The sequence below is a fragment of the Streptomyces marokkonensis genome, from assembly GCF_008312835.1.
GTDB classification, from domain to species: Bacteria; Actinomycetota; Actinomycetes; order Streptomycetales; family Streptomycetaceae; genus Streptomyces; species Streptomyces marokkonensis_A.
In genome coordinates, this window is record NZ_VSKS01000017.1 from 42,859 (window position 1) to 62,949 (window position 20,091).

Consider the following 20,091-nt stretch of genomic DNA (forward strand, 5'->3'; position numbering starts at 1 on the left):
GCGCCACCCGGCCTCCCGGGCCGGCCCCGTGACCGGGCCCGCGCGCTCGACCCAGCTGTCCACCTCATGACCGAGCGGCACACGGTCGGACCGTGTGCCGCTCGGTCGTGTACGCGCCGCCCCGGCGCGGTGCTCAGTCGCCCGGCACCGGAGTCGGCCCCGGCGCCGGGGCCGCCACAGAGGCCGAAGCCGCGCCCGCGCTGTCGAGGATGTCGCGCAGCAGCCGGGCCTGCTCCAGCGCGGCCCGCTCGTGCTCGGTGTCGACGGCGCCGCGACGCACCGCCTCGGCGAACGCCGCGACGGTGCCGGCCACCTGGTCCTCGGGCTCCAGCCGCAGCTCCCTGCTGCCGGACGAGTCGTCGAGCCGGAGCACGGGGACATGGTCGGCGGACGGGGTGAACGCCGTGTCGAGGGTCAGCCGGCCGGAGCTGCCGCCGATCTCGTAGGAGCTGCGGTAGGCGTGGTCGAGGCCGTAGGACAGCTGGACGGCGACGCCGTCGCCGGGCCGGCGCAGCAGGGCGGCCCCGGAGGTGTCGACGTCCAAGCCCGCGGCGGCCGTGGTGACGGCGCCCACGACGGTCAGGCCGGTGCCGAGCAGGAGCTGGGCGGCACGCACCGGGTAGACGCCGGTGTCCCACAGGGCGCCGCCACCCAGTTCCGGGCGGTAGCGGATGTCTCCGGCGGGGCGCCGGGGCACGGTGAACGCCGCCTGGAACAAGCGTGGTTCACCGATGGCGCCCTGCGCGACGAGCCGGCGCACCCGGGCGTGCTGGCCGTGGTGGACGAACATGACGTTCTCCATCAGGACCAGGCCGCGGCGGCGGGCCAGCGCGAACAGGTCCGCGCTCACCTCCGGGGAGGTGCTCAGCGGCTTCTCGGCCAGCACGTGCTTGCCCGCGCGCAAGGCCGCCTCGACCCACTCGGCGTGCAGGGCGAGCGGCAGCGGGACGTAGACGGCGTCCACGTCGCCGTCCCCGATCAGCCGGGCGTAGTCGGGCAGCACCCGCGCGCCGTAGGGTGCTGCGGTCGCCGCGCCGCGGTCCGGGTCCCGGGAGGCGATCGCGGCGACCTCGAAGGCCGCGGAGCGGGCGAAGGCCGGCAGCATCCGGCGGCGCGCGATCTCCGCGCTGCCGAGCACACCGACGCGAAGGACATCTGTCACTGCGTCTCCTGGTGCCAGCGGGGCAGCACCCCGGCGGCCAGGGCCTGCGCGAGACCGGGCGCGGCCCTGTCCTTCGGGGACATCAGGGGTTCCTCGGTGAGCTCCCAGGGCAGGGCCAGTTCGGGATCGAAGGGGTCGATGTCGATCTGGGTGCCCGGCTCGTAGACGGTCGACATCACGTAGCAGATGCAGGTGTCGTCGCCGAGGGCCACGAAACCGTGGCCCACGCCCTCGGGAATGTAGAGGGAGCGGCCGGAGGACGCGTCGAGGGTGCAGACGTGGTGCCGTCCGAAGGTGGGTGAGCCGATGCGCAGGTCGACGATGATGTCGCGCAGCGCGCCACGTACGCAGCTGACGTACTTGACCTGCCCGGGCGGTATGGCCACCGTGTGGATGCCGCGCAGGGTGTTGCGGCGGGACACGGAGTAGCTGATCTGCCGGGGCACGAACGGCTCACCGAGCACCTTCTCGAGTTGGTCGGCGCGCATGCCCTCCCAGAAGGCGCCGCGCTCGTCCGGTAGTTGCTCGGGGGTCACCAGGTACGCCCCGGGGATCGACGTCGCGGCGATACGCACCGCGTTCTCCTCTCCTGTCGCAGGGGCCGGGGCCTGCTGACCGGTTCAGGTCCGGTCGGCCACCAGGCGCTCCAGGTCGCTGACGATCTCGTGGGCCGGGGGCAGCTGGGCCATCTCCCGGGACACCTCCCGCGCCCGCTCCCGGTACGAGGGTTCCTTCAGCAGCAGCTCGCAGGCTGCGTTGATCTCCTCGTAGCCGCCCGACTCGACCAGGGTGGCGGCGCCGTACTCGACGATCCGGCGGGTGGCGGTGGTGGGGTACTCGGGGTGGGCGATCAGCTGGGGGACGCCGGCGTGCAGGGCGGTCATGTCGGTACCGCCTCCCCCATGGTGGATGATGACGTCGCAGGTGGGGGCCAGTACGTCGAGCGGCACCCAGCCGACGCGCGCCTCGGGCACCTCGTCACGCAGTTCCGCGGCGACGACCTCGGGGGCGCCCACCACGACCTCGGCGCCGAGCTTGCCGACGCTGCGCGCCATGTCGCGCAGTCCCTCGCCGCTGAACAGCCGGGTCCCGGCGGTGATGTAGACGCGGGGGCGGTCGCCCTTGGTGTACATCCACGGCTCCAGCGGCTTCTGGGGGTTGCCGGGGACCCAGCGCATGAGCTTGGCGGGGACCGCGTCGTCGGGCCGCAGGCTGGGCGGACAGACGTCGAGCCACAGGTCGGGATCGGGCAGCTTCCGCAGGCCCAGTTCGGCGAGGACCGGGGCGAGCACGGGTTCGGCGCCAGGGTCGTAGGCACGGGAGTCGATGCGGTCCCATTCCAGGCGCACGCTGGGAATGTTCAGGTGGTCGGCGAGCAGCGGGGCGGTGTAGAACATGCCGCCGCCGACGACGAGGTCGGGGCGCCAGTGGTCGGCCAGGTCGAGCAGGCGGTCCAGGCTGTCCACGGCGATCTCGGCGTAGACCCGGCCCACCGCCTTGAGCTGCTCGGCCGGATCTTCCGGCATGGCGCCCATGAAGGCGCTGACCTCCTCCATCGACACCGGGGAGATCTTCACGGCGGGCAGGCCGACGCTGGCGATGTTGGGCAGCACCCAGTCGATGCCGCCCATGAACACCTGGTGCCCGGCATTGCGCACGGCCGTGGCGAGCGGGGTGTGGGAGAAGATCGGGTAAGGGCTGTTTCCGGGGATGAACAGGACCTTCATACGCTGTCTCAACCTGCCTTCGTGAGTACCGCGGCGGCCCGGACTCCCGAGAGCATCGCCGCTTCCGTCGTGGGGGAGTTGAAGTAGTCGCCGGCGAAGACGACCGGAGGCTGCTGCTCCTTCAAGGCCGCCACTGAGCGGCGGTAGCGGCCCGGCGCGGGGATGGGGAACCCGTAGGGGCGCTCCGCGATCTGGAACGGCTCGGCGCTCTCCACCGGGAACTCCGGCCACAGCGACGTGAGCAGCTTGGTCACCTCTGCGAACTGCTCCTCGGCGGGACGGCCGAGCAGGCGGCGGGTGTTGGCACGGCCGGGGTAGGTGAACACGAGGAGCTTCTCGACGGGCCGTCCCCGCTCGTCCCGCACCGTGCGCGGGTAGGTGATCATGTTGCGCAGGGGCGGGTCCTCGGGGCCGCCGGCCACGATGTGCGCCTCGGCGGGCAGGGTGCCCTTGTCGACCAGGAACGCGACGGACAGGGCCGGTTCGTACTTCTGCGTCTCCAGGAACCGGCGGGTCTCCTCGCCCACGGCCTGCGCGGGCAGCGCGGCGACGAGCTTGGCCGCGATCGGCGCGGGCGTGGCCACGACGACCTCGTCGAAGTTCTCGGTGACCGGGGTGCCGTCCGGGCCGACGGCGCCGACGACGACGCCGGTGCCGTCCTGCTGGATGCCGGTGACCTCGTGCGACAGCCGCAGCTCGGCTCCCTCGGCGTTCTTCTCGGCGAGGATCTCCATGCCGTTGCGCAGCACGTAGAAGCCGGAGCCGCCCATCCAGGCGAGCAGGGCACGGGCGTGGACGGCGGAGATCTCCTCGCAGGCGAAGTTCCAGAAGCCCTCGATCTGGGGGCGCAGCAGGAAGTCGAAGCCGCGCTTGGACACCCGCCGGTAGCCCCAGTCGGCGGCGCTCTGCCCGTCGTCGAACGGAGCCGACTTGACCGGGTCGAACAGGTCGAGCTTCTTCTTCCGCGCGACCTGGGCGAGGGTGGTCAGCAGGAAGGCGATCCGGTCGCGCAGCTTGACGTGCCGGTAGGCGAGCAGGCTGAGCGGGGAGTCGGAGGAGAGCGGCACGGCCTTGCCGTGGTCGGAGATCCAGACGTTGCTGGAGATCCGGATCAGCTCGTCCTCCAGCCCGTACTCCTTGATGAGCTGGGTCATCAGCTTGTAGAAGCTGACGTACATCAGGTTGATGCCGACGTCGGGTTCGATCTCCGGGCGGTGCCAGGAGCGGGCCCGGCCGCCGAGTCCGTCGGCCGCCTCGAAGAGGACCACCTCGCGGCCGCTGCGCAGCAACTGGCGGGCGGCGGCGCAGCCGGCCATGCCCCCGCCGATCACCGCGGTCCTGGTGCGTTGTGTGCGACTGGTCATCGCTCCACCTCCGTCTGCTGGTCCGACCGGGTCAGTGTTCGACTATCTCGTCGTGCGGCCACTCCAGGCCCTGGCCGAGGCCGCCGTCGACGGGCAGGTCGACGCCGGTGGTGAAGGTGGCGTCGAAGGCGAGGAAGAGCACCGCGTCGGCGACCTCCTCAGGGGTGCCGAAGCGCCGCATGGGGGTCAGCTCGACGCCCTCCTTGATGTTGGCGGCGCGCAGTTCGTCGGAGATCTCGGCGATACCCATGGTGGGGGTGTCGGTGAAGCCGGGGCTGACCGTGTTGACGCGGATGCCACGGGGCAGCAGCTCGGAGGCGAAGACCTTGGAGAAGGCGCGGATGGCGGACTTCATGGCGGTGCCGACGCTGGTGGCGACGAAGCCCATGCCGACGGCGACGGCGGTGGTGAAGACGAACGAGCCGTCGTTCTTGACCAGGGGCGCGAGCCGCTGCGCGGTGAAGAAGGCACCCTTGGTGTTGGTGTCGAACATGCGGTCGTAGGTTTCCTCGGTGACCTGGCTGAGGGAACCAAACTTCAGGTAACCGACGTTGACGAAGACGAAGTCGACCTCGCCCAGTGTCTCCTCGACCGCCGTGCCGAGGGCGTCGATGTCGGACATGCTCGCTGCGTCGGAGCGCAGCACGTGGGCGCGCGGGCCGAGTTCGGCGCGGGCGGCCGCTACGTTCTTCTCGTTGAGACCGGTGAGCAGCACCTCCGCTCCGCCGTCGAGGAGCTTCTTCACCACGGCCATGCCGATGCCGTGTGTGCCGCCGGTGACCACGGCCTTCTTGCCGGCGTACTTGTTCATGACACCTTCCGGTTGAGGATCGGGGGCCTTCCTGGCCCGTTGTGTGGTCCCTCGCGGGGGATCAGACGACGTGCACGTCGGGCACGTAGCGGATCCACTTGCCGCCCGCGGCCCGGAACTCCCGTTCCTTCGCCAGGATTTCCTCGGCGTGGTTCCAGGCGAAGAGCAGGGCGTAGTCGGGGTAGGGCTGGGAGAACTGCTCGGACGGCCGGATGGGGATGTGCGTGCCCGGGGCGAGCCGGCCCTGCTTGGCGGGGGTGCTGTCGCAGATGAACGGGACCAGGTCGGGGCCGATCCCGCAGTAGTTGAGGACGGTGGCGCTCTTCGCGGTGGCGCCGTAGCCGACCACCGAGTGGCCCTGCTCGCGCAGGTCGGTGAGCAGCCGCACCAGGTCGCGGCAGCTCTCCTTCACGTGCTGGGCGAAGCGGTGGTAGGTCTCCGGCCGGCCCAGGCCCGCCTCGCGCTCGCGGTCGATGTGCTCGGTGACGGCCGCGGAGACGGTCCGCCGTCCGGGCCGGGCGATGGTGTACCGCATGGACCCGCCGTGCACGGACAGCACCTCCACGTCGGCCAGTTCGAGGCCGAAGCGCCGGGCCATGGCCTGTACGGAGCCGACCGAGAAGAGGTAGAAGTGCTCGTCGTAGATCTGGTCGAAGGCGTTCTGCTCGATGATCGAGCCCAGGTAGCGGTCCTCGATGACGAAGACGCCGTCGGGGCCGAGCAGTGCGTCCACGCCCCGGAACACCGAGTCGATGTAGGCGATGTGGCTGACGGTGTTCGCGGAGAAGATCACGTCGGCGGGTCCGTCGGCCGCGGCGATGTCGCGTGCGCTGGAGTCCTGGAAGAAGTCCGTGCGCACCCGCACGCCCGCGGCCTTGGCGAACTCGGCGACCTGCGCGGAGGGGTCGACGCCGAGGTGGCGCACGCCGGCCCGGCCGATCGTCTTCAGCATGGTCCCGTCGTTGGAGCCGATCTCCACCACGAAGGGGTCGTCGACGGCGAGTTCGCCGTCCAGCAGCCGGTGCGCGTACTTCTCGAAGTGCTCGCGCATGACGGCCGAGCCCGCCGAGCGGTACGGGTAGTCCTCGTGGAACATCTTCTCGCGGGGCACCTCTTCGATGAGCTGCACCATGGTGCAGTCGGTGCAGACACCGGCGGCCAGCCGGAAGTAGAACTCGCTACCCGCCGTCTCCGGCGTCACGAAGGAATCGGAGACGGGCTGCCGGCCGAAGTCGAAGAACTCGTCGACCGGGCCACCGCAGATTCGGCATAAGACCATGGACGGATTCCTTTGCGTGTCGAGGGCGGGAGGTTGGACGCGTCGGGGAACGCGAGCGCACGAGTCCATGCTGTCGACAGCCGGGGAGGGGGTCCATGAGCGGGCCACCGCATGTGTCAGGTCAGCGGCATGCCCCGGCGCACAAGAACGGCGCGGGCCCTTCGCCGGGGTGGCGAAGGGCCCGCGCCGGGACGTTCGGCGGTCAGGAACCGGCCGGGACGGAATCCTGCCGGGCGGCGGCCGACTCGTCCCCGGCCGGCGTCGTGCCGCCCACCTTGCGCAGCAGGGTCACCGCCAGCACCGCGGTGACGGCGATGAGCGCGGCGCAGACGACGGCGACGACGTTCATGCCGCCGGTGTACGCCTCGCGCGCCGCGGCCAGCACCTGGTCGCGCAGGTCCGAGGGCAGCTCTTGGGCGGCGACGATCGCGCCTTCCATGCCGCCGCGCACGGCCTGGGCCTGTTCGGCCGGTACGCCCTGCGGGACGGTGATGTCGCCGCGGTAGAGCGCGGTGCCCAGGCTGCCGAACGCCGCGACGCCGAGCGAGACGCCGAACTCGCCGCTCGTCTCGGACAGGGATGCGGCGGAACCGCCCTTCTCCGGCGGGGCGGAGCTGACCACGAGGTTGGTGCCCAGGGCGCCGATCGGTCCCGTACCGAAGAAGGCGATTACGAAGCCGGTGATCAGCAGGGGGAGTCCGCCCACCGGGTCGACGAAGGCGACCAGGAGGTAGCCGACGGTCGTCAGGGTGAGACCGCCGCCGATCACCAGGCCCATGGGCAGCCGCTTGGTCAGGCTGGGGGCGATCATCGCCGCCACGATCGAGGCGAGCGCCGACGGCACCATCCACAGGCCGGCGGCGGTGGGCGACAGGCCCTCGACCATCTGCAGGAAGCCGGTGATGAACAGGTAGCTGCCGCCCATGGTGGCCATCGCCAGCATCAGCACAAGCAGCGCCGAGGTGAAGGCGCCGGAGCGGAACAGGCGCAGGTCGAGCAGCGGGTGCGTCAGCCGGGTCTGGCGGCGGACGAAGACCACGCCGACGGCCAGGCCGACCGCGATCACCAGCAGGGGCAGCGGCCGCCAGCCGTAGCGGGCGATCTCCTTGAGGCCGAAGATGACCGGCAGGATGGTGCCCAGTGAGAGCGCGACGCTGAACAGGTCGAGCCGACCGCCGTCGGGGTCACGGTACTCGGGGAGCAGGACGGGACCCGCGATCAGCAGGATGATCATGACTGGGACACCGAGCAGGAAGACCGAACCCCACCAGAAGTAGTCGAGCATCACGCCGCCGATCATGGGGCCGAGCGCGGTGCCCGCCATGAAGCAGCTGGCCCACACCGCGATGGCCCGGCCGCGCTGCCCCGGGTCCTGGAACATGTTGCTGATCAGCGCGAGCGTGGAGGGCATCAGGGTGGCCGCGGCGACACCGAGCAGCGCCCGGGTGGCGATCAGCATCTCGGCGCTGGTGGAGTAGGCCGCCAGCAGTGAGGTGGCGCCGACGAAAATGGCGCCGAACAGCAGCAGCCTGCGCCGGCCGATCCGGTCGCCGAGCGTTCCCATGGTGACCAGGAAACCGGCGATCATGAAGCCGTAGATGTCCATGATCCACAGCGTCTGGGTGCCGGTGGGGTTCAGGGACTCCGCCAGGTGCGGAAGCGCGAGGAACAGCACGCTCTGATCGAGCGCCAGCAGCAGCGTGGGCAGGGCGAGCACGGCGAGACCGAGCCACTCACGAGTCCCTGCCTTCACCGGCGTAGCCGGGGAGACATGAGATGACATGGGTGTCCTTCCAGGGTCGGGGACGGTGTGGTGCGGACCACGGGAACGGGGCGGGAGCGTCAGCCGGGGTAGGGCCGTACGGCCCGCGCGTCGCGCAGGGTGCGCCCCCACCAGGTCAGCTGGTCGAGCATCGTCTTGGCGGCGGCCTCGCACTCCGTGGCGTTCACCGGCCGGCCCTGCTCGTCGAAGCGGTTCCAGTACTCGGGGAAGGCGACGGAGTCGCGGACCGTCACGGCGTGCATACCGGGGAGAATCTCGCGCAGATGGGCGACGGCGCGCAGACCGCCGGCGATGCCGCCGTAGGAGACGAACGCGACCGGCTTGGCCTTCCACTCGTCGACGTACCAGTCGATGGCGTTCTTGAGGGAGGCGGGGAAGCTGTGGTTGTACTCCGGGGTCACGATGATGAACGCGTCGGCGCGGGCCAGCCACGGCGCCAGGTCCTGTACGGCGGCCGGCCGCTCCGCGTTTTCGTCCGCCGGCAGCACGTCGGGCAGCCACACTTTCGCCAGGTCGATCACATCGACGGCGAGATCCTCGCGCTTGGCCGCCTCGTCCGCGATCCACCGGGCCGCCGTGGGCCCGAATCGGCCGTTGCGGATGCTGCCGATGATGACGGACACCCGCAGTTTCGGCTCAGGCATGGTTCCCCTCCGTGGGCTCGGGTCCTCGGCTCCCACGGTGCCCGGCGCCTCTCCCGGCCCGCTCCCGGTCCGCTCTCGGCCCCTCTCGGCCGGCGCCCCTTGGCCGGCGCGCTCGGTCCTCTCGGCCGGCGCCTCTCGCGCCCCCAGTCACTTCCGGCCGGTCGTCCCCGGTCACTCCCGGCCGATCGCCCCCGATCGCTCCCGGCCGTCTTCGCACCGCATCGCCCTGACGCGCGCCGCCCGGTTCGGCTAGCGTGATCACATGCGTTTCGGGGTGCTCGGCCCGCTGGCGGTGTGGACGGACGAAGGGCGGCCGGTGCGGGTGCCGGAGCTGAAGGTGCGTGCTCTGCTCACCGCGCTGTTGATCCACCGTGGCCGGCCCGTGTCCGTGGACCGGCTGATCGACGACCTGTGGGGCGAGCAACTACCTAGCAACCCCGCCGGTGTCCTGCAGAACAAGGTGTGGCAGCTGCGCCGGGCCCTGGAGGACGCCGCGCCCGGCGGCCGGGACCTGGTGGTCTCCCGCCCGCCCGGCTACGGGCTCGTGGTCCCGCCCGGGTCCGTCGACGCCGACCGCTTCCTCGACCTGACGGCCCGCGCCCGCCACAGCACCGATCCCCGTACCCGGACGAACCTGCTGACCGAGGCGCTGGCCCTGTGGCGGGGGCCGGCGTTCGCCGACTTCGTCGACGAGGAGTTCGCCCGCACCGCCGCCGACCGCCTGGAGGAGCAGCGGCTGACGGCGCTGGAGGAGCAGGCCGAGGCCCGGCTGGAGCTCGGCGAACACGCCCTGGTCGCCGACGAGTTGGCGGACCTGGTGGGGTCGCATCCGCTGCGGGAGCGGCTGCGTACGGCCCACATCCGCGCCCTGTATCTCGCCGGCCGGCAGAGCGCCGCCCTCACCAGCTACGGGGAGCTGCGCGAGCGGCTCGCCGAGGAGCTGGGCGTGGACCCCTCCCCCGAACTGGCCGCGCTGCATCAGGCGATCCTCACGCAGAGCCCGGCCCTGGCGGCCGCGCCGTCGCCGAGCACCACCGCGGCCCGGCCGCCGACGAACCTGCCCGCCCCGCCGGTCGACCTGATCGGCAGGGACGCGCTGATCGAGCGGCTGCGCGCACTCATCGGCCGGCACCGGCTGGTGACCCTCACCGGCTCGGGCGGCGTGGGCAAGACCCAGCTCGCCCTGGCGACCGCGGCCACGGTCGGCCCGGAGTTCCCCGGTGGAGTCTGGCTGGCGGAGTTCGCCTCCCTCGACCGCTCCGCCACGTCGGCCACGGAGGTGCACGAGGTGGTCGAGGCGGTGCTCGGCGTGCGCGACGACATCACCTCCTCCCCCTCCCCCGACGGCGACCCGCTCTCCTCCACCGCGCGGGTGCTGCACGCCCTCGGCGACGAGCAGGCCCTGCTCGTCCTCGACAACTGCGAGCATGTCGTCGAACCGGTGGCCGAGTTGGCGGCACGGCTGCTCAGGGCGGCACCGCGGCTGCACATCATGACCACCAGCCAGACCTCGCTCAGCGTGGGCGGTGAGCAGCTCGTGGAGGTGCCTCCGCTGGACCTGCCGCAGTCCGCCGCGGGTCTGAGCACCGAGGACGTGCTGCGGTTCAGCGCCGTCGAACTGTTCGCGGCGCGGGCCGCCGCGGCCGCTCCCCGCTTCCGGCTGAGCGAGGAGACCATCGCCCCCGTGGTCTCCGTCTGCCGCCGCCTCGACGGCATCCCGCTGGCGCTGGAGATGGCGGCCACCCGGGTCCGCGCCCTGGGCGTGCGGGAGCTGGCCGCCCGTCTCGACGACCGGTTCACGCTCCTGGCTGCCGGGACCCGTGACGCACCGGCGCGCCACCGCACGCTGCGCGCGGTCATCGACTGGAGCTGCGGCCTGCTGACCACGCGGGAGCGGGCGGTGCTGCACCGCCTGGCCGTGCACGCCGACGGCTGTTCGCTGGCGGCGGCGGAGGAACTGGGCGCGGGCGCCGGCGTGGACCACACGGAGGTGCTGGACCTGCTGGCCCGTCTGGTGGACTGCTCCCTGGTGGTCATGACCGACGGGGTCGACGGGCCGCGCTACCGGCTGCTGGAGTCCGTCACAGCGTACTGCCTGGAACAGCTGCGCGAGAGCGGTGAGCTGGAGGCGCTGCGCCTGCGCCACCGCGCCTACTACACCGCGCTCGCCGAGCGGGCCAGGCCGCATCTGCGCGGTCACGGGCAGCGGGAGTGGCTGCGCCGGCTCGACAGCGAGACGGCGAACCTGCGCACCGCGCTGGAGAGCGCCGTGCACAGCGGGGACGGTGAGCGGGCCCTGCGGCTGGTCAACGCCCTGGCGTGGTACTGGTATCTACGCGGCCGCAACCGCGAGGCGGAACGTTTGCTGACCGCGGCGCTCGCCCTGGTGCCGCAGACCCCGGTCACCCCCGCGGTCGCCGAGGCGACGGCCTGGCTGGGCGGGACCAGGCTGCTCCTCGGCGGCGGCAAGGACCCGCTCGCCGAGTACCGCGCCGCGCTGCGCCCCTACGAGGAGCTGGACGACCCCGGCGGCGAGGCGCACGCCCAGTGGTTCCTGGGGTCCAACCTGTACGGCGTCGGGGACCTGGGGCCCAGCGAGGAGCTGGTCGAGCGGGCACTGATGACGTTCCGGTCGCTGGAGGACCGCTGGGGCACGGCGGCGGCGCTGAGCAGCCGGGCGTTCATCGCCAAGCTGCGCGGCGAGTTCGGCGCGCTGCGCAGGTACGGCGAGCAGAGCCTGGAGATCTTCCGCGAACTGGGCGACCGGTGGGGGCAGTTGCGGGCCATGGTGCCGCTGCAGACGCTGGCCGAGGTGGTCGGGGACTACCCGCAGGCCGGGCGGCTGCTGCGCGACGGGCTGCGCATGGCGGAGGACCTGGAGCTGTGGCCCGAGGTGTCGTTCCACCTCTCGGGGCTGGGCCGGATCTCCCTGCTCACCCGGGACTACGCGATAGCCCGGGAGTACCACGAGCGTGCCCGGCGGCTCGCCGTGGAGCAGTCGGACGACTTCGGCGAGCAGTTCGCCGAGATGGGACTCGCCATGGGGGCCCGCCGGGAGGGCGACCTGGACACCGCCGAGCGTCACCTGCGCAACGTGCTCGACGTACACCGGCGCATGGGCTACCAGCCCGGCGTGCCCTCGCTGATCCTCGCCGAGCTCGGGTTCGTCGCGGAGGTGCGCGGTGACCCGCGGACCGCCCTGGAATTGCAGCGGGACGGCCTGAGGGTGGCGCAGGAGTCGGGTGATCCCCGCGCGGTCGCCCTGGGTCTGGAGGGTCTGGCCGGGGCGCAGCTCCTGGCGGGCCGCGCCGAGCGGGCGGCGTGCCTGCTCGGCACGGCCGCCGCGGCCCGGGCACGCGTGGGCACTCCCCTGCCCGGGGGCGAGCGGGACGACGTGGACCGGATCGCGGCGGGCGCCCGTGAGCGGCTGGGCGAGGAGCGGTTCACCGCCGCCTACGAACGGGGCGGAACGCTGAGCCCCGAGGAGGCGGCGCAGGAGACGCCGGCCGGCGAGCAGGTGTGACCCACGGGCCGTGCGGCCGGCACGTGCCCGGCCGCACGGCGCCGACTGCGGTGTCCCGCCCCGGGCACCGGCTCGGCGCCCCGCCTCCCGTGCCCGGCGGCCCCGGCCGGATTGCCCTTCCGGCATGAATGAATAGCACAGAGTGCGTCACGTCAAGCAGAACTTGACAGAGTCCAAGAACATATCAACGGACCTCCACGGCGGCGCCGTTAGCCTCACTTATGCACTCCCGGAAAATCCTACGGACATCACCCATTGGCCGAAGAATCGATCCGGAAGGACAAAGTGAAGGCTCTCGTACTGTCCGGCGGGATGGGAACCCGGCTTCGGCCCTTCACCTATTCCACGCCGAAACAGCTGATTCCGGTCGCCGGCAAGGCGGTCCTGGAACATGTCATCGACAACATCCTGGCCGCGGGCATCACCGATATCGGCGTGATCGTCGGTGACCGGTCGGAGAAGATCCGCGAGGTGATGGGCGACGGGTCCCGGTTCGGCGCCCGCATCACCTACATCCACCAGGCACAGCCCCTCGGGCTGGCCCACTGCGTGCTGATCGCCCGGGAATTCCTGGGTGCCGACGATTTCCTGATGCACCTCGGCGACAACGTCCTGTCGGAGGGAATCATGGAAATCGCGCGGACTTTCACCGCGCAACGGCCGGACGCCCAGATCGTCGTCCAGAAAGTCGCCGATCCGCGGGCTTTCGGGGTCGCCGAGATCGACGAGTCGGCCACGGTGACCCGGCTGGCCGAGAAGCCGGCCGTACCGCGCAGCGATCTCGCCCTGATCGGCGTCTACTTCTTCACTCCGGCCATTCACCGAGCGGTCGACAGCATCCGGCCGAGTGCGCGCGGGGAGCTGGAGATCACCGACGCAATCCAGTGGCTCGTGGAGGACGGAGCCTGTGTGAAGGCGAGCGAGTACTCCGGGTTCTGGGCCGACACCGGGAACGTCGACGCCGTCCTCGAATCCAATCGCAGGCTGCTGGACGAGGTGCGCCCGCAGCGGCACGGCGAGGTGGACGACGCCAGCGTACTGACCGGTCCGGTGGTGCTCTCCCCGGGTGCGCGCGTGGTGCGCTCCTGCATCGAGGGGCCGGCGTACATCGGCCCCGGGAGCGTGGTGGAGGACAGCCACCTCGGGCGCTACACCGCGATCGGCGCCGGCTGCGCCGTGCGGCGCACGCTCATCGAGGACTCGATCGTGCAGGACGGGTCCTCACTGTCGGACCTGCGCAGGCTGAGCGGCTCGCTCATCGGCAGGACCGCCTCGGTGGCGGCCACCCGCCGGCACCGGCTGATCGTCGGGGACGACTCCCGGGTGGAGGTCGCATCATGAGAATCCTGGTCACGGGCGGCGCCGGCTTCATCGGCTCGCACTATGTGCGCGCCGTGCTCGACGACCGTTATCCGCAGGCCGTCGGCGCCCGGGTGACGGTCGTCGACAAGCTGACCTACAGCGGCAACCTCGCCAACCTGCCGGTCGGCGCGGAGCGTCTGGACTTCGTCCACGGCGACATCTGCGACGCCGGACTGCTGCGGGAGCTGCTGCCCGGCCACGACTCGATCGTGCACTTCGCGGCCGAGTCGCACGTCGACCGCTCCGTGGCGGCCGCCGCCGACTTCATCCACACCAACGTCATGGGCACCCAGGTGCTGCTCGACTGCGCGCGCCTCGCCGGCGTGGAGCGGATCGTGCACGTCTCCACCGACGAGGTCTACGGGTCGATCGCGTCCGGGTCGTGGACCGAGACCTGGCCGCTGGCGCCCAACTCTCCGTACGCGGCGTCCAAGGCCGCCTCCGACCTTGTGGTCCGCTCCTACTGGCGCACCCACGGGCTGGACGTGTCGATCACTCGCTGTTCCAACAACTACGGCCCCTACCAGCACACCGAGAAGCTCATCCCGCTCTTCGTCACCAACCTCCTGGAGGGCAAGCCGGTGCCGCTGTACGGGGACGGGCACAACGTCCGCGAGTGGATCCACGTCGAGGACCACTGCCGCGCCGTGGAGATGGTGCGCGCCAAGGGCCGGGCCGGGGAGATCTACAACGTGGGAGGGGGTGTCGAGCGGACCAACCTGGAGCTCACCCACCAACTGCTGGAGCTGTGCGGCGCCGAGGCGTCCGCCGTCCGCCGGGTGGCCGACCGGCTGGGGCACGACGACCGCTACTCCCTCGACGGTACGAAGATCCGCGAGGAGCTGGGCTTCGAGCCGGCTGTGCCGTTCGAGCGCGGTCTGCGCGAGACCGTCGACTGGTACCGGGACCACCCCGGCTGGTGGAAGGACGTCAAGCGCGCCGCCACCTCGGAGGCGGCCCGATGAGCACGCCGGCGCCGGCCCTGCGCAGCCGCGACGAGCAGGCGGCCGGACCGGACCGCCTCATCCGCTCGGCGCTCGCCGCGCACGGCCGCGGTCCGCGTACGGAGGAGTTCGTGCCGTGGCTGGCGGAGCGCGCGCGGACCCACCGGTACCGGGTGGAGCGCATCCCGTTCGCCGGCCTCGACGGCTGGTCCTTCGCGCCGGGGACCGGCAACCTCGTGCACCGCAGCGGCCGGTTCTTCACGGTGGAGGGCATCCACGTCACCCATCCCGAGAACCCGATCCCGGAGTGGCGCCAGCCGATCATCAACCAGCCGGAGGTCGGCATCCTCGGCATCCTGGCCAAGGAGTTCGACGGCGTCCTGCACTTCCTGATGCAGGCGAAGATGGAGCCGGGCAACCCCAACCTGGTGCAGTTGTCGCCGACCGTGCAGGCGACCCGCAGCAACTACACGAAGGTGCACCGGGGCGCGGACGTGAAGTACCTCGAGTACTTCCTGGACGTACCGCCGGAGCGGGTGATCGCCGATGTGCTCCAGTCGGAGCACGGCTCGTGGTTCCTGCGCAAGGCCAACCGGAACATGCTGGTGGAGGTGGAGGGCGAGGTCCCGCTGGAGGACGGTTTCTGCTGGCTGACCCTCGGGCAGATCGGGGCGCTGCTGCGCCTCGACAACGTGGTGAACATGGACGCGCGTACCGTCCTCGCCTGCGCCCCGGTGCAGTCGGCCGAGACCGGAGCGCTCCACTCCGACCTGGGGCTGCTGTCCTGGATCACCGCCGAGCGCTCCCGCCACGACCGCCGGGTGCGGTCGGTGCCGCTCGCCGAGGTGACGAACTGGGTGCGCGGCGATTGGTCCGTCGACCATGTGCCGGAACGTTATTTCCGAGTGATGGCGGTCGCGGTGGAGGCCGCCGGCCGGGAGGTCGCGCAGTGGACCCAGCCATTGATCGAACCGCTCGGTCTCGGGGTCACGGCGTTCGTGACCCGTCGCTTCGGCGGTGTCCCGCACCTGCTCGTGCGGGCCCACCCGGAGGGTGGCCTCCTGGAGACCCTGGAACTGGCGCCGACGGTGCAGTGTGTGCCGGACAATTACCGCCATCTCGGCCCCGCACAGCGCCCGCGCTTCCTCAACCTGGTGCTCGGCGCCGACGAGAAGCAGATCCGCTACGAGGCGGTGCACTCCGAGGAGGGCGGTCGCTTCTATCACGCGCAGAGCCGGTACCTGTTCATCGAGGCGGACGAGTCGCAGGCACCCACCGAGCCGCCTGCGGGGTTCCGCTGGATCACGCCCGGGCAGCTCAACGCGCTGGTGCGGCACAGCCGGTACGTCAACGTGCAGGCACGTTCACTGCTCGCCTGTCTCAACACCGCCGCGGTGACGCTCTGAGGTGGCGTCCCCGGCCCGACAGTAAGGACTCACTCCATGGCAGCTGCGGGTACGCAAGTGGCCCCCGAAGCAGGCGTTCTGCACCGACTCGGCAGGTACGCCAGGCTGGTCAAGTTCCAGTTCGTCCTCGACTTCCTCCTCGCACTGCTCATCGTGTGGACGGCGATGGAGCCGGGCGCCCGCCTGGACGGGCAGGTGCTCCTGACGCTGCTGGCGTACGCTCTGGGGAAGGTGGGCGTGCTGTCCGCGGTCATGACGCTGGACGACGTGACCGGCGTCAAGGACGGCAGCGACACGGCGAACTACCTCTCCGACGACAACACCGAGCTGCGGCCGCTCAAGCGCAAGCCGCTGCTCACCGGCGAGCTCACCGTGCACCAGGCGCAGCGGTTCGGGTACGTGGCCCTGGGGTGGGGGGCGCTGTGGTGGCTGGTGGCGGTGCTCGCGGCACCGCACGCGCCCGTGTGGGGTGTCGTGGTCACCACGCTGCTGCTCGTCTTCAGCCCGCAGTACTCGTGGGGTCTGAAGCTCAGCTACGTCGGGCTCGGTGAGCTGCTGCTGCTCTTCTCGGCCACGGCGTTCGTGCTGTCTCCCTACTCCCTCACCGGCGGTGACCTTCCCGCGCTGGTGCTGGTGGAGGCGCTGTTGTTCGGGTTCGGGCAGCTGCTGATATCCGGCTACTCCAACACCCAGGACATCGGCGGGGACGCGGCGGTGGGCCGGCGCACCGTCGCGGTGATGACGTCGAAGCGCGGCAACCAGGTGTTCCTGGGGGCGCTGACGGCGGTGAACCTCCTGGTGATCCTCGGGCCGTACGCCAAGGGGTGGATTCCCGGCTGGTTCGTGGTGGCGACCGTGCCACTGATGGCGCTGCGGCTGCGCCAGTACGTCTCCTTCCTGCGCGACGGCCACGCGCTGCTGGCGCGCTCCCGTGGCGTGGTGGTCTTCCGGACGACCGTCGCCTGTGTGCTGCTGTTCAACGTGGCGCACCACTGGTTCTGAGCGTACGGGGCCGGTAGGCGGAGCAGTGGCACCACCGACGCTCCGCCTACCGGGCCCCGCCTTTGACGCCTGTCCGCGGGCTCTCTAGACCCGGGAGGCGCGCGCGCCGGTGAGCCGCAAGGCCGTTGGCCGGCTCCGGCGGGCGGAGTCCTGCTTGGACATCCAGCTGGCGACCTGGACCCGTGAGGTGCACGCCAGCTTGCGCATGATCTTGCGTACGTGGTTTACGGCCGTCCACTCGGCGATGCCGAGGCGGCGGGCTATTTCCCGGTTGGTGAGACCGTTGGCCACTAGTTCGGCCACCTCCCGCTCCCGCGGGGTGAGCGGGTTACCGGCGCCGTCCGGTGCGCATTCCGGCTCGACGCTCCCGGAAGGGGTCAGTACGGCGGCGACCGCGACCTCCGGCGGCGACTGCCGGCCCTCGGCGGCGAGCTCTGCGGCCTCCCCCTCGCCCAGGCGTACCCGGGTGAGGGCGGTGACCGCGTCCACCTCCATGCGCACGGGGGCGGGCGCGACGCAGCCGGTGGCGGCCCGGATGCCCGCCGCCGCTCCCAGGGCCCGTGCCGCCCGGCGCCAGGTCTCCATCGACTGGCCCCGGCTGCGGGTGAGCAGGAGCGTGAATTTCTCCAGGCCGAGCGCGCACAGCGCCAGGTGCCTCAGCTCGGCGATGTCCCGCAGGGCGGATCGGTACAGGTCGACGGCGTCGTCCTGGTCGCCCAGAGCGAAGGCCACGTCGCCCAGGACGAGACGGGTGAGCGCGATGTTGCGGACGTCCCGCTGCCGCTCGAAGAACTCCAGCGCCCCCGCGGCGAGTCTGCGCGCGCAGGCCGCGTCGCCCTCGGCGCGGCGGACCTCCGCGAGGACGCGCAGCACCTCGGCGTGTTCCGCCCGGTTGTCGTCCGTGGCGGCGGCCACGCAGTCCTCGAGACGGCGGTCGGCCTCGACCAGGTCCCCGCGCCGCAGTGCGACGAGCCCGGCGCCGCGCATGCAGGCGGCGACCCCGGCGGCGTCGCCGAGTTCCTCGTACGCGGCACGGGCCTTGCCGAGGCAGTCCTCGGCCGCCGTCATCTCACCGGCGTCCAGCAGGAGTTCGGCGAGCGCCAACCGCCCCCTGGCCTGCTGGGCCAGGGTGAGACCGCCGGCGTCGTCGAGTCCGGCCCGCAACCGGGTGATGCCCTCCCTGATCTCCCCGCGGGCCTGCCAGTACTCGCGCAGGTTCACGGCAATCGCGACGAGGCCCGCGGTGTCACCCGTGCGCGCGAGGAAGTCCAGCGCGCTGGTGAGGTCCTGCCACCAGTAGTCGATCACGAGCAGCCACCGGCTCTGGTCGGGGCCGCGCAGCCCGCTCTCGGCGCTCTCGGTGAGGTCGACGCAGAACGCGGCGTGCGCCGCGGAGAGCTCCCGGTCCTCCCCCAGCGTGTGCGCCTCCTCCAGCAGGAACTGCCGGGTGAGGCCGAGCATGGAGATGATGAGCTCGCCGTCGGAGCACTCCTCGGTGTGCAGCAGGCTCTTGTCGACGAACGTCTCAAGCAGGCGCTGGAGTTCGCTGACGCCGCCCGACCACAGCGCCTGGGCGGTGGGCAGGTCGAAGGCCCGGTGGAACACGGCGAGCCGTCTGAGCAGGGCCCGCTCGTCCTTGTCCAGCGTATCGAGCTGACGGGCGATGGCGGCGCCCATTCCGCGGTGCCGGGACAGGGTGTCGAACTCGGTCCCGGACAGGGCGTCGAGGCTGGTGTCGAGTTCGTCCAGGAGGCGCTGCGGGGAGAGCATCTTCATGCGGGACGCGGCGAACTCGATGGCCATCGGCAGGCCGTCGGTACGGCGGCAGAGCCGGACCACCGCGTCGCGGTTGTGCTCGGTGAGCGCGAAATTGGGGCGGCTCACGACGGTGCGTTCCACGAACAGCTTGACCGAGGGGATCTCCCGCAGCTCGTCCAGGTCCGGCTCCCGGTCGGCCGGGGGCAGCTTCAGCGGGCTCAGGCGCAGCAGCACCTCGCCGTAGATGCCGAGTCGTTCGTTCCCGGTCATCAGGACGGTGAGCCCGGGGCAGTCGTTGACCAGGCGGGTGACGGCCGGTACGAGCGCGGCGCGCATCCGGTCGCAGCCGTCCAGTAAGAGCAGGGAGCGGCGGGGCTGGAAGTAGGCGCGCAGCAGGGGGTGCACGGGCCGGCCGGTGCCGGTATCCAGGCCGAGGATCTCCGCGAGCAGCATCTCGGGGTCCTGGCCGGGGTGGACGTCGTTCAGGTCGACGGCCCAGCCGCCGTTCTCGAAGGACTGGGCGACGTCGGCGTACGCGGCCGCGGCGAGCCGGCTCTTGCCGACTCCGGCGGGGCCGGTGACGGTGACGACGCGGACGGCCGGGTTGCCGAGGAGTCCGCGCAGTTCGGCCCACTCCTCCTGCCGGCCCACGAGGCAGCGGTTGGCGACAGTGAGCAGAACCGGTCCGCCGGCGCTGAGGTCGTCAATGGTGGTGCTCGGACTGATCGGGTACATGGGCAGCCCCTATCGATCAACGGACACACGTGATGAATCGATCCCGCTGGTTTCCGGTAAGCCCGTGCGCAGGACGAGCCGAGGTGTTCCTCGCCGTGCCCACGGTGACCCGGCGCGGGAGCACCTCGGCGGAGCCGGAGGAGCGTCGGTGTCGCGGGACGGCGGGACGGGAACCGCGCCGTAGCCGGGGAGCCGGACGCTCCGTCCCAGCCTGTCGGGCGCGGGAACTCCTGTCCGTGGCCGCGTGCGACATCTGCCGCACGCCACGTGCAACCACCCCCGTTCCATCCTGTTCCGGACAGTGCCACGGTAAGTTAGTCGCGCGCTTGAGCGAATTGTTTCCGGCCGACCATCTCTGGCCATCGCTTCCCGCAGTACGGCGCGACCCGTTTTCGGTGCCACTCGACACCCCCGGGTCACTTGTGCGTTCCCTGCCGCCGGACCGTTGCCCGAGCCGGTGGCGCGCCGTCGCAGACGCGAGCGGGGCACGGCTGGTTGGCGCAAAACCCTCCTGAAGGGCCACGGAGAATGTCAACTCCCCGGCACGCGACGACGGCCCGCGGGCGACCCGCGGACCGTCGTCGGCACGAA

Annotated in this window: 14 protein-coding genes; 5 read left to right on the plus strand and 9 right to left on the minus strand. The window is 71.5% G+C overall.

What is annotated here, in order from left to right; all coding sequences use genetic code 11:
- Positions 1-133 precede the first annotated feature (133 nt).
- The 8 genes from F1615_RS25785 to F1615_RS25820 form a co-directional block, all read right to left on the minus strand.
- Entirely contained in the window at positions 134-1,162 is a 1,029-nt protein-coding gene (locus F1615_RS25785; protein WP_149551459.1) for a Gfo/Idh/MocA family protein, read from the minus strand.
- A complete protein-coding gene (locus tag F1615_RS25790; protein WP_149551460.1) occupies positions 1,159-1,737 on the minus strand; it encodes a dTDP-4-dehydrorhamnose 3,5-epimerase family protein in 579 nt (192 codons plus the stop codon). The genes F1615_RS25785 and F1615_RS25790 overlap by 4 nt, the downstream gene beginning before the upstream one ends.
- Positions 1,738-1,782: 45 nt before the next feature.
- Complete coding sequence (locus F1615_RS25795; protein WP_244328844.1) at positions 1,783-2,901, minus strand: nucleotide disphospho-sugar-binding domain-containing protein; 1,119 nt, start codon at positions 2,899-2,901, stop codon at positions 1,783-1,785.
- A complete protein-coding gene (locus F1615_RS25800; protein WP_149551461.1) occupies positions 2,898-4,253 on the minus strand; it encodes an FAD-dependent oxidoreductase in 1,356 nt (451 codons plus the stop codon). The genes F1615_RS25795 and F1615_RS25800 overlap by 4 nt, the downstream gene beginning before the upstream one ends.
- 31 nt (positions 4,254-4,284) lie before the next feature.
- Positions 4,285-5,064, minus strand: coding sequence for an SDR family oxidoreductase (locus F1615_RS25805; protein WP_149551462.1), 780 nt, complete (start codon positions 5,062-5,064; stop codon positions 4,285-4,287).
- A 61-nt stretch (positions 5,065-5,125) separates the two neighbouring features.
- Entirely contained in the window at positions 5,126-6,343 is a 1,218-nt protein-coding gene (locus F1615_RS25810; RefSeq protein WP_149551463.1) for a class I SAM-dependent methyltransferase, read from the minus strand.
- A 202-nt stretch (positions 6,344-6,545) separates the two neighbouring features.
- Complete coding sequence (locus F1615_RS25815; RefSeq protein WP_149551464.1) at positions 6,546-8,126, minus strand: MFS transporter; 1,581 nt, start codon at positions 8,124-8,126, stop codon at positions 6,546-6,548.
- 59 nt (positions 8,127-8,185) lie between these two features.
- Positions 8,186-8,770 carry an NADPH-dependent FMN reductase gene (locus tag F1615_RS25820; RefSeq protein ID WP_149551465.1) on the minus strand — a complete coding sequence of 195 codons (585 nt, stop codon included), beginning with the start codon at positions 8,768-8,770 and terminating at the stop codon, positions 8,186-8,188.
- Between the two features lie 262 nt (positions 8,771-9,032).
- On the opposite strand from F1615_RS25820, the gene F1615_RS25825 reads away from it, so the two are divergent.
- The 5 genes from F1615_RS25825 to F1615_RS25845 all read left to right on the plus strand — a co-directional run bounded on the left by F1615_RS25825 (position 9,033) and on the right by F1615_RS25845 (position 17,007).
- Complete coding sequence (locus F1615_RS25825; RefSeq protein WP_149551466.1) at positions 9,033-12,293, plus strand: BTAD domain-containing putative transcriptional regulator; 3,261 nt, start codon at positions 9,033-9,035, stop codon at positions 12,291-12,293.
- 285 nt (positions 12,294-12,578) lie between these two features.
- A complete protein-coding gene (locus tag F1615_RS25830) occupies positions 12,579-13,634 on the plus strand; it encodes a glucose-1-phosphate thymidylyltransferase (protein WP_149551467.1) in 1,056 nt (351 codons plus the stop codon).
- On the plus strand, positions 13,631-14,620 hold the full coding sequence (rfbB, locus tag F1615_RS25835; protein WP_149551468.1) for a dTDP-glucose 4,6-dehydratase: 990 nt from the start codon (positions 13,631-13,633) through the stop codon (positions 14,618-14,620). The genes F1615_RS25830 and rfbB overlap by 4 nt, the downstream gene beginning before the upstream one ends.
- A complete protein-coding gene (locus tag F1615_RS25840; protein ID WP_149551469.1) occupies positions 14,617-16,005 on the plus strand; it encodes an NDP-hexose 2,3-dehydratase family protein in 1,389 nt (462 codons plus the stop codon). The genes rfbB and F1615_RS25840 overlap by 4 nt, the downstream gene beginning before the upstream one ends.
- Before the next feature lie 36 nt (positions 16,006-16,041).
- Entirely contained in the window at positions 16,042-17,007 is a 966-nt protein-coding gene (locus F1615_RS25845) for a UbiA family prenyltransferase (protein ID WP_149551470.1), read from the plus strand.
- Between the two features lie 84 nt (positions 17,008-17,091).
- Here F1615_RS25845 and F1615_RS25850 read toward each other — a convergent pair whose 3' ends face one another.
- On the minus strand, positions 17,092-19,500 hold the full coding sequence (locus F1615_RS25850; RefSeq protein WP_149551471.1) for an ATP-binding protein: 2,409 nt from the start codon (positions 19,498-19,500) through the stop codon (positions 17,092-17,094).
- Positions 19,501-20,091: the final 591 nt, after the last annotated feature.

Bases quoted from the DNA above. Each gene is read 5' to 3' on its own strand.
- F1615_RS25800 (WP_149551461.1), bottom strand. From the start codon at position 4,253: ATGACCAGTCGCACACAACGCACCAGGACCGCGGTGATCGGCGGGGGC.
- F1615_RS25805 (WP_149551462.1), bottom strand. From the start codon at position 5,064: ATGAACAAGTACGCCGGCAAGAAGGCCGTGGTCACCGGCGGCACACAC.
- F1615_RS25810 (WP_149551463.1), bottom strand. From the start codon at position 6,343: ATGGTCTTATGCCGAATCTGCGGTGGCCCGGTCGACGAGTTCTTCGAC.
- F1615_RS25815 (WP_149551464.1), bottom strand. From the start codon at position 8,126: ATGTCATCTCATGTCTCCCCGGCTACGCCGGTGAAGGCAGGGACTCGT.
- F1615_RS25820 (WP_149551465.1), bottom strand. From the start codon at position 8,770: ATGCCTGAGCCGAAACTGCGGGTGTCCGTCATCATCGGCAGCATCCGC.
- F1615_RS25825 (WP_149551466.1), top strand. From the start codon at position 9,033: ATGCGTTTCGGGGTGCTCGGCCCGCTGGCGGTGTGGACGGACGAAGGG.
- rfbB (WP_149551468.1), top strand. From the start codon at position 13,631: ATGAGAATCCTGGTCACGGGCGGCGCCGGCTTCATCGGCTCGCACTAT.
- F1615_RS25840 (WP_149551469.1), top strand. From the start codon at position 14,617: ATGAGCACGCCGGCGCCGGCCCTGCGCAGCCGCGACGAGCAGGCGGCC.
- F1615_RS25845 (WP_149551470.1), top strand. From the start codon at position 16,042: ATGGCAGCTGCGGGTACGCAAGTGGCCCCCGAAGCAGGCGTTCTGCAC.
- F1615_RS25850 (WP_149551471.1), bottom strand. From the start codon at position 19,500: ATGTACCCGATCAGTCCGAGCACCACCATTGACGACCTCAGCGCCGGC.